This window comes from Nesterenkonia sp. YGD6 (genome assembly GCF_022565895.1).
Classification (GTDB): Bacteria; Actinomycetota; Actinomycetes; order Actinomycetales; family Micrococcaceae; genus Nesterenkonia.
This window is the reverse complement of sequence record NZ_JAJOYY010000003.1, coordinates 144,615-156,946: the sequence shown is the minus strand read 5'-3', so window position 1 is coordinate 156,946 and position 12,332 is coordinate 144,615. Positions and strand designations below refer to the sequence as shown.

Genomic DNA, 12,332 nt, shown 5'->3' with positions numbered 1-12,332 from the left:
TGATCCCGCGCAGAAGGAGCAGCACATGATCGTCGGAATCGGCGTCGACGTCGTCCTGGTGACCAGGTTCGAACACCAGCTGCGCCGGACTCCGGCGCTGCGGCAGCGGCTCTTCGTCCCGGCCGAGCGTGAGCTGAACACGCGCTCCCTCGCCGCGCGCTTCGCGGCGAAGGAGGCGGTGGCCAAGGCGCTGGGCGCCCCGGCGGGGATGAACTGGCAGGACTGCCAGGTGGTCATGGACTCCGCGGGTGCGCCTCATGTCGAGGTGTCCGGGACCGTGGCGCAGGTGGCCGAGTCCAAGGGCGTCAAGCGCTGGCACCTCTCGCTCTCCCACGACGGTGACGTGGCCACCGCCATGGTGGTCGCAGAGGGCTGACCATGACTGCATCCTCGCTTCCGCTCTATTCCGGCACCCAGATCCGCGCCGCTGAAAGGCCCCTGGTCGAGGCCGGCGAAGGTCCGGCCCTGATGCGCCGCGCCGCCTATGGCCTTGCCAGCCAGGTGCTGGAGCTGCTCCGCAGCGCCGGTGGAATCTATGGGGCGCGGGTCGTGGGTCTCATCGGCGCCGGCAACAACGGCGGCGATGGACTCTACGCCTTGGCCGAGCTGCGCTCCCGAGGCGTCGATGCGCACGCAGTGCTCCTCGCTGACCGCGCCCACCCGCAGGCGTTGGAGGGCTTTCTCCGCGCCGGCGGTCGGCTGCGTGAGGACGTCCCTGCAGACACGACGGTGCTGATCGACGCGATCCTGGGCACCGGAGCCCGCGGCGCCTTCGTCCTCCCCGAGGTGTCCGGGCTGACCGACGCGGCGCGCACCAGCACCGTCGTCGCCTGTGACATCCCCTCAGGAGTCGACGCCGACACGGGCCGCTGCCCCGGTGACGCCCTGGCGGCCCAGCACACCGTCACCTTCGGAGCGGCCAAAGTGGGGCTGCTGCTGGGTCAGGGTGGTCTGCTCAGCGGGGAGATCCACACCGTGGACATCGGAATGGATGACCGGCTGCCCACTCCTGCGGCCTGGGAGCTGACCGGACCTGAGCGCAACGCCCCGCGACCACGACCGGGGGACCATAAGTACAGCCGCGGGATCCTGCAGGTGGTGGCCGGCTCCGCACAGTTCCCCGGGGCGGCCGAGCTGACCGTGGGCGCCGCCATCACTTCAGGCGTCGGGATGGTGCGGCTGCAGGCCGAAGCCAGCGTCTCATCCTCGGTGCTGCAGTCCTGGCCCGAAGCCGTGATGAGTCACGGGCGCGCAGAGAAGGCCATCGAGGGTGCCACCGCCGCCGCCATCGGACCTGGTCTCGGACGTGATCGGTCCCGCCAGGTGGAGGCCGAGACCATGCTGCGCGCCACCGTGGAATCGCGGATGCCCTGCGTGCTCGACGCCACCGGCCTGGAGCTGCTCCGCGGTGATCTGCTCAGCGCCGGAGAACTCGGTGCCCAGCTGATCCTGACCCCGCACCTCGGCGAGGCGCGACGAATGGCCGAGGTGCTGGAGGACGAGTCCCTGCAGAGCCTGCTCGCCGAGGATCCGGACACCCTCGAAGCGACCCGCGCGCTGGCCCGGGCGCTGGGCGCAACAGTCCTGCTCAAAGGGCCCAGCACGGTGGTGGCGGGCCCCGACGGCGCCGCGCCGCTGATCGTGCGCTCCGCGACTCCCGGGCTGGCCACCGCAGGCACCGGTGACGTGCTGACCGGGATCATCGGGGCGCTGCTGGCCACCGCGTCGAGCGCGCAGAACCTGGACTTCGCCCGCATCGCAGCCGAGGGCGCCCGGCTGCACGCCGCCGCCGCGCAGCGCCTGGATCCCCACGGTCGGGGACACTTCGGAGCCAGCGCGCTCATCGGCGCGCTGCGCGAGTAGCGCCGCCGCCCGAAGTGTCCGTGGCTCTCGATAGGGTGGTCACATGAGCATCATCGGCGACCCCCGCGCCACCCCCCATCCCGAGGCCGCCGAGCGCGCGGCGGTGATCGACCCCGCCGCGATCAGGCACAATGTGCGCACCATCGCCTCCTACGTGCATCCGGCCAAGGTGCTCGTGGCGGTGAAGGCCGAGGGCTACGGGCACGGGGCGGTCACCGCCGCCCGGGCGGCCCTCGACGGCGGAGCGGACTGGCTGGGCACCGCTCATGTCAGCGAGGCGCTGGTGCTGCGCGCCGCCGGAATCCAGGCGCCGATCCTTGCCTGGCTGCACACCCGCGGGACGGACTTCGCGGCGGCCATCACCGAACACATCGACCTGGGCATCTCGGGCTGGGAGATCCACCACGTGGCCCGCGCCGCGGAATCCCTGCAGAAGCCGGCCCGCGTGCATCTGAAGATCGACACCGGGCTGGGCCGCAACGGCTGCACCATCGAGGATTGGCCCGACCTGCTGCGCCTCGCGGCGCAGTTCCAGGAGCGTGGCCTGCTCAGCGTGGAGGGCATCTTCACCCACCTCGCCGTGGCCGACGAGCCTGACCGCCGTGAGACCGACGAGCAGCTTCAGGTGTATCGGGAGGCGCTGACCCTGGCCGAGGAGCACCGGATCGTGCCAGACCTCCGCCATGTGGCGAACACCCCCGGCGCGTTCTCCCGGCCTGACGCCCATTTCGACATGGTGCGGGTCGGGGTCGGCGTCTACGGGCACAGCCCCTTCGCCGACCGGACCGCCGAGGACCTGGGACTGCGCCCGGCCATGGAGCTGCGCACCTCCGTCGCCAATGTGAAGCGCGTGCGTGCGGGCCAGGGCATCAGCTACGGACTCACCCACCGGGTGGACCGCCCCACCAGCCTGGCCCTGATCCCGCTGGGCTACGCCGACGGCATCCCGCGCGTGGCCGTCCACGCCCCGGTATGGATCAGCGGCAGGCGCTACCGGTCGGTGGGCCGGGTCGCGATGGACCAGTTCGTGGTCGACCTCGGAGAATTGGACACCGACGTCCAGGTCGGCGACGAGGTGGTGATCTTCGGAGGAGACTCCGGGATCGAGGCGGCTGACTGGGGCAGCGCCGCCGGAACCATCAACTACGAGATCATCACCCGGATCGGGGAGCGCGTCCCGCGCATCGTGGTGGACTCTGAGCTGACCCCGGCCGCAGGCGGCGCCACGAGTTCGGTCCACGCCGCCGCGTCACCCGCCACACCGGCCACGCCCCCGCGGGGTCCGGCATGAGCCACGGCCAGGACCCCGCCGCACCGCTGGAGGGGGAGCGGTGGAGCGTCGAGGTCATCCTGGATGACCTGCACGCCACCGCCGGGTTCGCCGAGGATCTCGCCAGCCTGTTGAACCCGGGCGTGCTGCTGGTGCTCACCGGAGGTCTGGGAGCGGGCAAGACCACCTTCACCCAGGCCCTGGGCGGCGCGCTGGGGGTCAGCGGGATGGTCAGCTCGCCGACCTTCATCCTCAGCCGAATCCACCGAGCGCAGGGCGACGGGCCGGACCTGGTCCACGTGGACGCCTATCGCACCGACCCCGACGGCCTGGAATCCCTGGACCTGAGCTCCACGCTGACCGATTCCGTGACCGTGGTGGAGTGGGGCCGCGGGATGGTCGAAGCGGCACTGGTCGGGGTGGAAGGCTCCTGGCTGGACCTTGAGCTGATCCGGGGTGAGGGCACCGAGTCCTCGCCGCGAGCGGGTGGGCAGCAGACCGAGATCGTCACCGACTTCTCCGAGACCGAGGCCGATGTCTTGGGATCCCGACGGCGCGCCGTGCTGCGCGGCTACGGGCCTGACTGGGCGCGGCCCCCGCAGCTGGGACGAACTACGATGGAGGGGTGATTCTCGCGATCGACTCCTCCGCCGGCGCCTCCGTGGCCGTGCTCGACCACGGCCACGTGCGCGCCCAGTGGCGCACCTCCGAGACGACGACCCATGCTGAGGTCCTCGCCGAGGCGGTGGCGCACACGATGCGCGAGGCCGAGGTGAGCGGAGCCGGTCTGTGCGGCGTCGTCGTCGGAGTGGGTCCCGGGCCCTTCACCGGGCTGCGGGTCGGACTCGCGCTGGCGCATTCGCTCGCCGAGGTATGGGGTGTCCCGCTTCATGGGGTGTGCAGCCTGGACTCGATGGCGCAGCGCGCCGTGAACTCCCCGGCCGAGCCTTCAGCCGTGCCCGGGGAGTTCCTCGTCGCCAGTGACGCCCGCCGTCGCGAGGTGTACTGGGCCCGCTACCGCGCCGACGCCCACGGATTCGCCGAGCTGCTCGACGGGCCCCAGGTCAGCGCGGCCACCGAGCTGCCAGATCTGCCGGTTGTCGGCGTGGGCGCGAGCCTGTATCCGGAGGCCCTGACCCCGCGCGCGGCGCCGGAGTCGCACTGGCTGCCCGATGCGGTGGAGCTGGGCCAGCTCGCCCAGCGCGAGCTTGGGCGTGACCGGCGAGTCCCGGGCCAAGCTGGGGCGCACCCGGCGGCCCAGCCCGACAGCGTCGCCAGCGCGGTGCTGCGCGAACCCCTTCCGCTGTACCTGCGTGAGTCTGACGCCAAGGTGCCCGCCCAGATGCGCGCGAAGCAGGCGTCATGACCGGCACGAACCCGCCCATCCCCACGGACCCTGCCGATTCACCGAACCAGGCTGACCCTGCGCCCGAGCCATTCGGCGTCATCCCGATGACCGCTCTGGACGTGCCGGAGGTGCTCGCCCTGGAGAACCGGCTCTTCCCGCATGATGCCTGGCCGGAGAGCTTCTTCTACGACGAGCTGGGGCACACCTCCGCCACCGGAGGCGCCGAGCCCACCCGGCGCTATTGGGCGGCCCGGGATGCCGCAGGTCGGCTCGCCGGCTATGCCGGCATGATGTGCGTGCTGCCGCTGGCCGATGTTCAGACCCTGGCGGTGGCCCCCGAGGCACAGGGCCACGGACTCGGCACCCGGTTGCTGCGCCTGCTGATCCTTGCCGCTCGGGAGCAGTCCGCCGAGCAGATCCTGCTCGAGGTCCGCGCCGACAACCCCGGGGCGCAGGCGCTCTACCGGCGTGAAGGCTTCACTCACATCCACACCCGGGCGCAGTACTACCCCGACGGCGAAGATGCGCTGATCATGCAGAAGCCGTTGACCGACCTCACCGCGCCCAGCTCAGCGGCAGACCTCAGGAGTCCGACCCCATGACCAACACCTCCTCGGCCCGCGGCGCCCCGCTGGTGCTCGGCATCGAGACCTCCTGCGACGAGACCGGCATCGGGATCGTTCGCGGGACCCAGCTGCTGGCGAACACCGTCTCGTCCTCCATGGAGGAACACGTCCGCTTCGGCGGCGTGATCCCGGAGATCGCCGCACGCGCCCACCTCGAAGCCTTCATCCCGACGCTGCGCCAGGCACTGGACACCGCCGGGATCGAGCTGCGTGAGGTCGACGCCATCGCGGTCACCGCCGGTCCCGGGCTCGCCGGAGCGCTGATGGTCGGCCTCTCCGCCGCCAAGGGACTCGCCCTTGCCGCGGACAAGCCGCTCTATGGGGTCAACCACCTCGTCGCCCACGTCGGCGTCGGCCTGCTCGACCCCGCCGACGAGCCTGGTGAGCAGCAGGGCCATGCCGCGACCGCGGCCGGAAGGGGCATGCGAGCGCTGCCGGAGAACACCGGAGCGCTGCTGGTATCCGGCGGCCACACCGAGATCCTGCGGGTCGGCTCGCTGACCAGTGACGTCGAGCTGCTGGGATCCACGATCGACGACGCCGCCGGTGAGGCCTTCGACAAGACCGCACGGCTGCTGGGGTTGGGATACCCCGGAGGCCCCGCCATCGACGCCGCCGCAGCCTCCGGTGATCCGCGCGCCTTCCGGTTCCCGCGCGGTCTGACCATGCCGAAGTTCGAAGGCTCCGCCGAGGCGCCGGGGAAGCATCGGCACAACTGGTCCTTCTCTGGGCTGAAGACCTCGGTGGCCCGCGCGGTGGAGCAGTTCGAGGCCGCCGGCCGACCGGTCCCGGTCGCGGACATCGCCGCCAGCTTCCAGGAAGCGGTGGTGGACGTCATCACGGCCAAGGCCGTGCGCGCCGCGGCTGAGCACGGCATCACCACGCTGATGCTGGGTGGGGGAGTCGCGGCGAACAAGCGGCTGCGCGAGCTGCTGGCGCAGCGCTGCGCCGAGGCAGGGATCGAGCTGCGGATTCCACCGGTGAGCCTGTGCACGGACAACGGCGCCATGGTCGCGGCCCTGGGCGCGCAGCTCGTCGCCGCCGGTGTCGCCCCTTCCTCGCTGCAGATCCCGGCAGACTCCTCCCAGCCGGTGCAGCTGATCAGCGTCTGATTCAGCCGGTCTGAACGCTCAGGCCCGCGCGGTCAGACCCGCCGCGGCCCATTGATGGACATCCGGGTCCGCGCGGCCGCATCGAGCACCACCTGCCGCAGATCCCCCTGGTGGGTCTCGGCCACCTGGCGCTGACGGATGTAGCCCGCGCCGTCGCGCATCATCTGCTCCACCAGGGCGAGCTCATCGGCACAGCCGAGCTCCTTGGCCACCGGTTCGAGCCGGTTCAGCTCCTGCTGAAGGTGATCGGTGACCAGCATCTCGTCGCCGTCGGCGTTGAGGATGATCTCGGCGTCCAGGCCGTAGCGCGCGGCGCGCCACTTGTTCTCCTGCACGAACCACGGCGGCATCGAGACCACCTTGCCGCCGTTCTCCAGGTCCTTGACCGTGGAATGCACGATGCACTGGGTCAGCGCCGCGACTCCAGCGATCTCCTCCAGCGTGGCCAGTCCGTCGCAGACCCGCAGCTCCACGGTGCCCAGCCGTGGCACGGCGCGGACGTCCCAGCGCACCTCGGTGACATCGTTGATCACCCCGGTGTGCTCCAGGTCGCTGACGGCCTTCTCATAGCCGGACCATTCCTCGAACTGGAAGGACGCGCCCGCGGTGGGCAGCTGCTGGAAGACCAGCGCCCGCTGCGAGGCGTAGCCGGTGTCCTCCCCGGACCAGTAGGGAGAGGAGGCGGTCAGGGCCTGGAAGTGGGCGTTGTAGTTGCACAGCGCGTTCACCGCCGGCATCGCCTGGGCCACGTCGTCGAGCCCCACGTGCACATGCACCCCGTAGATCACCATCTGTCGGCCCCACCACTGGGTGCGCCGGATCAGCTCCGCGTAGCGCTCCTTGTCCGTCACCTCCTGCTCGGTGGGGGCGGCGAAGGGATGGGAGCCCTGGCAGTACAGCTCGACGTCGAGCGGCTCACAGTGGCGCATCACATTGCGAGCGGTCTCGCGCAGCTGGTCCACACCGGTGTTCACATCCGGGCAGACATCGGTGATCAGCTCCACCGTGTTGGTCAGCAGCTCCTGCTTCACGTAGGGGTGCTCGTCCTCCGGACGAAGATCCGGCATGTCCTCATGACAGGCGCTGAGAATCTTGTCCGCCACCGACCGGAGGTCTCCGGACTGTCGATCCACCAGCGCCAGCTCCCATTCAAGGCCAAGGGTGGAACGTCGTGATTCAGCGAAGGGTAGTTCCAACTTGGCTCCTCAGGGTGTCAGGGCCGGCGGCCGCATCACCACACAGAATACTGCCCCGACCGGCCGATCCCGGATGCCCGGCCCGTCGTTCGCTCAGGCGTCGGACCCACCTGGGTGGTGACCCGCGGGGTCGGACGCGGCTGTCCAGGCTGCGCGGATATCCTGACTGACATGTCTTCTGCCGGTTCCTCGCGTCGTCGCCCGCTTCTGGCTGTGGCGCTGCTGTCTTGTCTGCTCCTCAGCTCCTGCGCCGGGGCGGGCGATCCCGATGCCCCCGAGGGTGAGTCGACGGATGGGGCCTCGCCGAGCGAGCAGAGCGCCGAGGAGGCCGCCGCGGCCGCGGAGGAACAGCGCCGCGCCGACGCCGAGCAGGCCCAGGAGGCCGCGCTCGCAGGACCCGGGCAGCCGCACCAGGAGCGCGCCGCCGAGATCGTGACCGAATATTCGCTCGCCGAGCTGGCCGGGTCCGTGCTGGTCGGGGAATACGCGACCACCGATGCCTCCGCGATGGCGGACCTGATCGAAGAGCTGCACCTGGGTGGCGCCATCATCATGGGCGCCAACGTTCCCGCCTCGGACGGGGGTGTCGACACCGAGGAGCTGGCCGAGGAGCTGAGCGCCCTGCGTGACGCCGGCGGCGAGCGTGAGGTGCCCCCGATGATCAGCGTGGACCAGGAGGGTGGTCTCGTCACCCGGGTCGGCGCACCGCTGACCGAATGGCCCACGCCGATGGCCTACGGCGCGGCCGCTTCAGGGCTGGGCGCGTCCGAGCAGGACGACCCGGAGGCACGCGGGCAGCACGACGAGCAGGACGACGATCCGCTCGCCCGCTCCGGTCACCGCCTGCTCGCCACGGAGCTGGCCGAGCTGGGGTTCACCACCAGCTTCGCCCCCAACGGAGACGTCACCGTGGGGGCCTCGGATCCGACCATCGGCTCACGGTCCTTCGGCTCTGACGCCGCGTCAGTCGCCGCACTGACCATGGAGAGCATCCGCGGCCTCGCCGACGGCGGGCTGGCGGGCTCGGTCAAACATTTCCCCGGACACGGTTCGGTCACCGAAGATTCACACCAGACGCTGCCGGTGCAGAGCGCCAGCCTGGAGGAGCTGCGCACCCGCGACTGGGCACCCTTCGCTGAGGCCGCCGAAGCTGGTGTCCCGATGATCATGATGGGCCACATCGAGGTGCCTGCCCTGGAAGCAGGCGTTCCCTCCTCACTCTCGGCCGCCGCCTACGCAGAGCTGCGCGAACTCGGCCACGACGGCGTGGTGGTCACCGATGCGCTGAACATGGGCGCCATCGTCCAGGGCTACGGCGGCGATCAGGCCGCGGTGACCGCCCTGGAGGCGGGCGCGGACCTGCTGCTGATGCCAGCCGATGTCCGCGGCGCCCACATCGGCCTCGTCGCGGCCGTGGAGTCAGGTGAGCTTGACCGGTCCCGCCTCGAGGAGGCGTCCGAACGCGTCGCCGCGCTGCAGCTCTGGCAGGCCGAGCTGGCCGCCGGAGACCTTGCCGCCGGGCCCGGGGCGCAGCTGCCCGAGGAGCTGCGCAGCGAAGAGGCAGCCGGCGATGAGACGGATCCGGACCAGGCCGAAGCGGACGGGACAGCAGGCAGTCCTGCCGAGGAAGCGGAGTCCGGCAGCGCCGCAGAGACCGCGGTGCAGCTGAGCGAATCCGCGGTGACCCTGGTGGCCGGAGAGTGCGAGGCCGATCTGGGCTCGTCCGGCATCACCATCGTCGGCGGCAGCGACCAGGACCGCTCCCGGCTGACGCAGGCCGCCGAGGCTGCCGGCCTCAGCGTGGGCACCGGAACCGTGGTGAACCTGGTGGGCGAGTCCAGTGCCGCTGGCGGAGACGTCGCGGTGGCCCTGGATCGCCCCGAGGTGCTGGCCGGAGCCGATGCCGCGACCCAGATCGCGCTCTACGGCCGCACCCAGGAATCCTTCCTGGCGCTCGCCGCGGTGCTCGCCGGAGCACAGGCGCCTGGAACGCTGCCGGTGGAGGTCGGGGAGCTGCCGCGCGGGCACTCCGCCTGCTGAGTCTGCTCACAGCGGTTCCACCACCGCGAAGACCCGGTCCTCGCCCAGCCGGGTGACCACCACCGTGGCGTGATGCTTGCGCCCCTTGGGCCGCTTCTTCGGCAGGACCTGCTGGCGCAGCTGTTCCGGGACGATGTCGACCCCACGCTTCTTGATCTCCAGGCTGGTCACCCCGGCGCCAGCCGCCCAGGACTTGAGCGCCTTGACGTTGAAGGCCTCGACCTCGAGCACCCGGAACTGCCGGGAGAGCCGGTGGGACGGGTCCGTCACGGGTGCATCCGTGCAGAAATAGGCGATGTGCTCGTCGAGCATGTGACCGTCCAGGGAGTCGGCAAGCTCGACGACCAGGCCGGACCGGATCACCGCAGGGTCCGGTTCATGCAGCACCCCGGCGAGCCCGGTCCGCCCGGCTGGTCCGAGCTCGACGCCGGCGCCGAAGTCAGCCGGACTGTTCAGCTCCACGGGTGCGGCGGTCCCGCTGTGCAGCAGCGTCGCGGTCCGGCGCACTCCGGGTCGGGCCAGTGCGTTGAACCAGAGCACCACCTCCACGAGGTCCCCGTCCACGGAGACCCATTCGGCCTCGCAGTCGGACGGGATCAGCTCATGCGGCAGTCCCGGGCCGAGCTTGACCCCCATCGGGGTGCCGGTGCGCGCCAGAGCGGTCACGAAGCTCAGCGGCGGGGAGAAGGACTCGGGATCCCAGAGCCGGGCGGGCCCGGTCGATGCGGCGTCCTGGGCTGCATGCGGGTCTCGGCGGGCGGGATCCAGCCACAGACCCCAGCCGGGGGGAGCACCGGCGTGAAGCAGGCCGAAGGTCTCTGCGAAAGCCTCCGCGGTGCCATGCTGGACCGCTGCCTCCGGAAAGGGATGCAGGTTCATGGTCGCCGCTGCCGCGATGCTCTGATCGGCCTCCACGGCCGTCACCGCCAATCCCAGCGACGCCGCAGCCAGCGCATCACCGCCCAGGCCGCAGCCGAGATCGATCACCCGGTCAAGGTTCGCGGTGCGGAAGCGCTGGGCATGGCGCGCCGCCACCGGCAGCCGCGTGGACTGCTGCAGTCCCTCGTGGGTGAAGAGCATCCGCTCGGCGAAGTCACCGAACTTCTTCCGCGCAGCCGCGCGCAGACGTGACTGTGTCAGGGCCGCCGCGACCAGGTCCGGCGGGTGGCCGGCTTCGCGCAGCCGCATGTTCAGTCCGAACGCCGCGTCCTCGTCATAGGGCGGCAAGGAGTTCAGCAGCTCCCACCCCTGGGGAGTGAGAACTGGGGCGAGCGGATCAGCAGCGTGGGAGGACATCGCTCCTACGGTACCGGTCGCCAGGAACAGTCCCGGGCTTCAGAGATGCACTCCAGCCCGCCTGACGCCAATACGTCACGACATGCTGCGCGAATCGCTTCTGCTGTCATATTCGAGGCGCCGTTTGCGCTTAATTAGTTAAGTCGGTAGCTTCTATTTAGCTAAGGCGACACTAAGTCTCCACGTCACTCCGCTGGTTCACTCCGGCACTCTGCATCGTGAAAGGTAGGGCCATGCCCATTGAAGAATTCACATCCGAGGACATCGCGTCTCAGTGCCCTGGGTGCGAGAATGTCTCCCACGAGGGGCCTGTGCGCAGCGCCTCTCGGGCGCATCGATCCAGGATTCTGGGCACGCTCTCCATCGGCGTCATCGCGCTGCTCGCCCTGAGTGCCTGCGGGTCGCAGGCCGAGGCCGAGGAGTCGGAAGCCGCCCAGGCGGAAGCAGGCGGGCCGGAAGCCGCCGAAGCGGAGGAGGGTGAGACCGAGGCCGCCGAGGCTGAAGCTGAAGGCGCAGGCGCGGCGACGATCACCATTGAAGATGACCACGGCACGCACGAGGTCTCCACCGATTCGCAGAGCGTCGTCGTCACCGACAACAGGTCCTATCGGACCTTGGAAGCTTTCGGGGTCGAGCCCACCGCCGCGGCGCGCAGCCTGATGGATGCCCAGACCCACGCCTACGCCGCGGATGAGTCCATCCTGGACCTGGGCAATCACCGCGAGCCCGATCTGGAGAACGTGGTCGCGGCAGAGCCCGATCTGATCATCAACGGGCAGCGCTTCCAGGACTACTACGACGACCTCCGTGGACTGGCGCCGGAGGCCGCCGTCCTGGAGTTCGAGCCCCAGCCAGACGCTGACCTGGTCGAAGAGCTCATCCGCAAGACCGAATCACTCGGCGAGGTCTTCGGAAAAAAGGATGTCGCCGCGGAGCTCGTCGAGGAGCTTCAGGCCGAGATGGCCCGGGTCCAGGACGCCTACGACGGCGAGTCCACCGTGATGGGGCTGCTCACCTCCGGCGGTGACATGAGCTATGTCGCCCCAGGTCCTGATGGCCGCGCCATCGGGCCGGTCTTCGACACGTTCGACCTCACTCCCGCACTGGAGCAGGAGGGTGAGAACGAGTCCCACGGCGATGACATCTCGGTGGAGGCGATCGCCACCGCGAATCCAGACTGGCTGCTCGTGCTGGACCGCGATGCCCGGATCACCCAGGAGGAGGGCGAGGAGTACAGCCCCGCTGCAGAGATCGTCGAGGAGTCGGCCGCGCTGGCCGACGTCTCCGCGGTGGAGAACGGTCAGATCGTGTACCTGCCGGAGAACTTCTACCTCACCGAAGACATCCAGGCCTACACCGAATTCTTCCGCGACTTCGCAGACGCACTCGAGGCCGCGGAATGACCGCAGTTCACTTTCTTGCCAGTCGGTGAATGATGGTCGCCCGACGGTCCCACGCAGGCCTGGACAACCTGTGTGGGACCGTCCTTGATAGCGCCATGCCAGTATTCGCTATTCCGAATCAAACGTGACAGACAATGCAAGGACTTGCATAGTTATGCTTCTGCTCCTGGAAAGCCTC

Annotated in this window: 11 protein-coding genes; 9 read left to right on the top strand and 2 right to left on the bottom strand. The window is 70.0% G+C overall.

What is annotated here, in order from left to right; translation table 11 throughout:
- The first annotated feature begins 25 nt into the window (after positions 1-25).
- From LTI14_RS05970 to tsaD, 7 genes are read left to right on the top strand one after another with little or no spacing between them, the layout of a single operon-like run.
- Positions 26-376: a holo-ACP synthase gene (locus LTI14_RS05970; RefSeq protein ID WP_241465366.1), complete on the top strand. Its 351-nt coding sequence runs from the start codon at positions 26-28 to the stop codon at positions 374-376.
- A gap of 2 nt (positions 377-378) precedes the next feature.
- Entirely contained in the window at positions 379-1,863 is a 1,485-nt protein-coding gene (locus LTI14_RS05965; RefSeq protein WP_241476050.1) for an NAD(P)H-hydrate dehydratase, read from the top strand.
- A gap of 43 nt (positions 1,864-1,906) precedes the next feature.
- Entirely contained in the window at positions 1,907-3,154 is a 1,248-nt protein-coding gene (gene alr, locus LTI14_RS05960; RefSeq protein ID WP_241465364.1) for an alanine racemase, read from the top strand.
- Positions 3,151-3,762 carry a tRNA (adenosine(37)-N6)-threonylcarbamoyltransferase complex ATPase subunit type 1 TsaE gene (tsaE, locus tag LTI14_RS05955; RefSeq protein WP_241476049.1) on the top strand — a complete coding sequence of 204 codons (612 nt, stop codon included), beginning with the start codon at positions 3,151-3,153 and terminating at the stop codon, positions 3,760-3,762. The genes alr and tsaE overlap by 4 nt, the downstream gene beginning before the upstream one ends.
- Positions 3,759-4,499 (top strand): tRNA (adenosine(37)-N6)-threonylcarbamoyltransferase complex dimerization subunit type 1 TsaB, encoded by a 741-nt coding sequence (gene tsaB / locus LTI14_RS05950; RefSeq protein WP_241465362.1) that lies wholly within the window; start codon positions 3,759-3,761, stop codon positions 4,497-4,499. Before tsaE ends, tsaB begins: the two co-directional genes overlap by 4 nt.
- Positions 4,496-5,083: a ribosomal protein S18-alanine N-acetyltransferase gene (rimI, locus tag LTI14_RS05945; protein ID WP_342357727.1), complete on the top strand. Its 588-nt coding sequence runs from the start codon at positions 4,496-4,498 to the stop codon at positions 5,081-5,083. Before tsaB ends, rimI begins: the two co-directional genes overlap by 4 nt.
- Entirely contained in the window at positions 5,080-6,219 is a 1,140-nt protein-coding gene (tsaD, locus tag LTI14_RS05940) for a tRNA (adenosine(37)-N6)-threonylcarbamoyltransferase complex transferase subunit TsaD (RefSeq protein WP_241476048.1), read from the top strand. Before rimI ends, tsaD begins: the two co-directional genes overlap by 4 nt.
- Before the next feature lie 32 nt (positions 6,220-6,251).
- Here the strand turns inward: tsaD and LTI14_RS05935 are convergent, their stop codons facing one another.
- Positions 6,252-7,415, bottom strand: coding sequence for a glutamate--cysteine ligase (locus tag LTI14_RS05935; protein WP_241465360.1), 1,164 nt, complete (start codon positions 7,413-7,415; stop codon positions 6,252-6,254).
- A gap of 171 nt (positions 7,416-7,586) precedes the next feature.
- On the opposite strand from LTI14_RS05935, the gene LTI14_RS05930 reads away from it, so the two are divergent.
- Positions 7,587-9,455 (top strand): glycoside hydrolase family 3 N-terminal domain-containing protein, encoded by a 1,869-nt coding sequence (locus tag LTI14_RS05930; RefSeq protein ID WP_241476047.1) that lies wholly within the window; start codon positions 7,587-7,589, stop codon positions 9,453-9,455.
- Between the two features lie 6 nt (positions 9,456-9,461).
- Here LTI14_RS05930 and LTI14_RS05925 read toward each other — a convergent pair whose 3' ends face one another.
- On the bottom strand, positions 9,462-10,751 hold the full coding sequence (locus LTI14_RS05925) for a THUMP-like domain-containing protein (protein ID WP_241476046.1): 1,290 nt from the start codon (positions 10,749-10,751) through the stop codon (positions 9,462-9,464).
- A 311-nt stretch (positions 10,752-11,062) separates the two neighbouring features.
- Here LTI14_RS05925 and LTI14_RS05920 point away from each other — a divergent pair, with 311 nt between their 5' ends.
- On the top strand, positions 11,063-12,154 hold the full coding sequence (locus LTI14_RS05920; RefSeq protein ID WP_241476045.1) for a siderophore ABC transporter substrate-binding protein: 1,092 nt from the start codon (positions 11,063-11,065) through the stop codon (positions 12,152-12,154).
- Positions 12,155-12,332 lie beyond the last annotated feature (178 nt).

Coding starts and splice junctions, on each gene's coding strand:
- alr (WP_241465364.1), top strand. CDS start 1,907: ATGAGCATCATCGGCGACCCCCGCGCCACCCCCCATCCCGAGGCCGCC.
- LTI14_RS05970 (WP_241465366.1), top strand. CDS start 26: ATGATCGTCGGAATCGGCGTCGACGTCGTCCTGGTGACCAGGTTCGAA.
- LTI14_RS05930 (WP_241476047.1), top strand. CDS start 7,587: ATGTCTTCTGCCGGTTCCTCGCGTCGTCGCCCGCTTCTGGCTGTGGCG.
- LTI14_RS05925 (WP_241476046.1), bottom strand. CDS start 10,751: ATGTCCTCCCACGCTGCTGATCCGCTCGCCCCAGTTCTCACTCCCCAG.
- rimI (WP_342357727.1), top strand. CDS start 4,496: ATGACCGGCACGAACCCGCCCATCCCCACGGACCCTGCCGATTCACCG.
- tsaE (WP_241476049.1), top strand. CDS start 3,151: ATGAGCCACGGCCAGGACCCCGCCGCACCGCTGGAGGGGGAGCGGTGG.
- tsaD (WP_241476048.1), top strand. CDS start 5,080: ATGACCAACACCTCCTCGGCCCGCGGCGCCCCGCTGGTGCTCGGCATC.
- LTI14_RS05965 (WP_241476050.1), top strand. CDS start 379: ATGACTGCATCCTCGCTTCCGCTCTATTCCGGCACCCAGATCCGCGCC.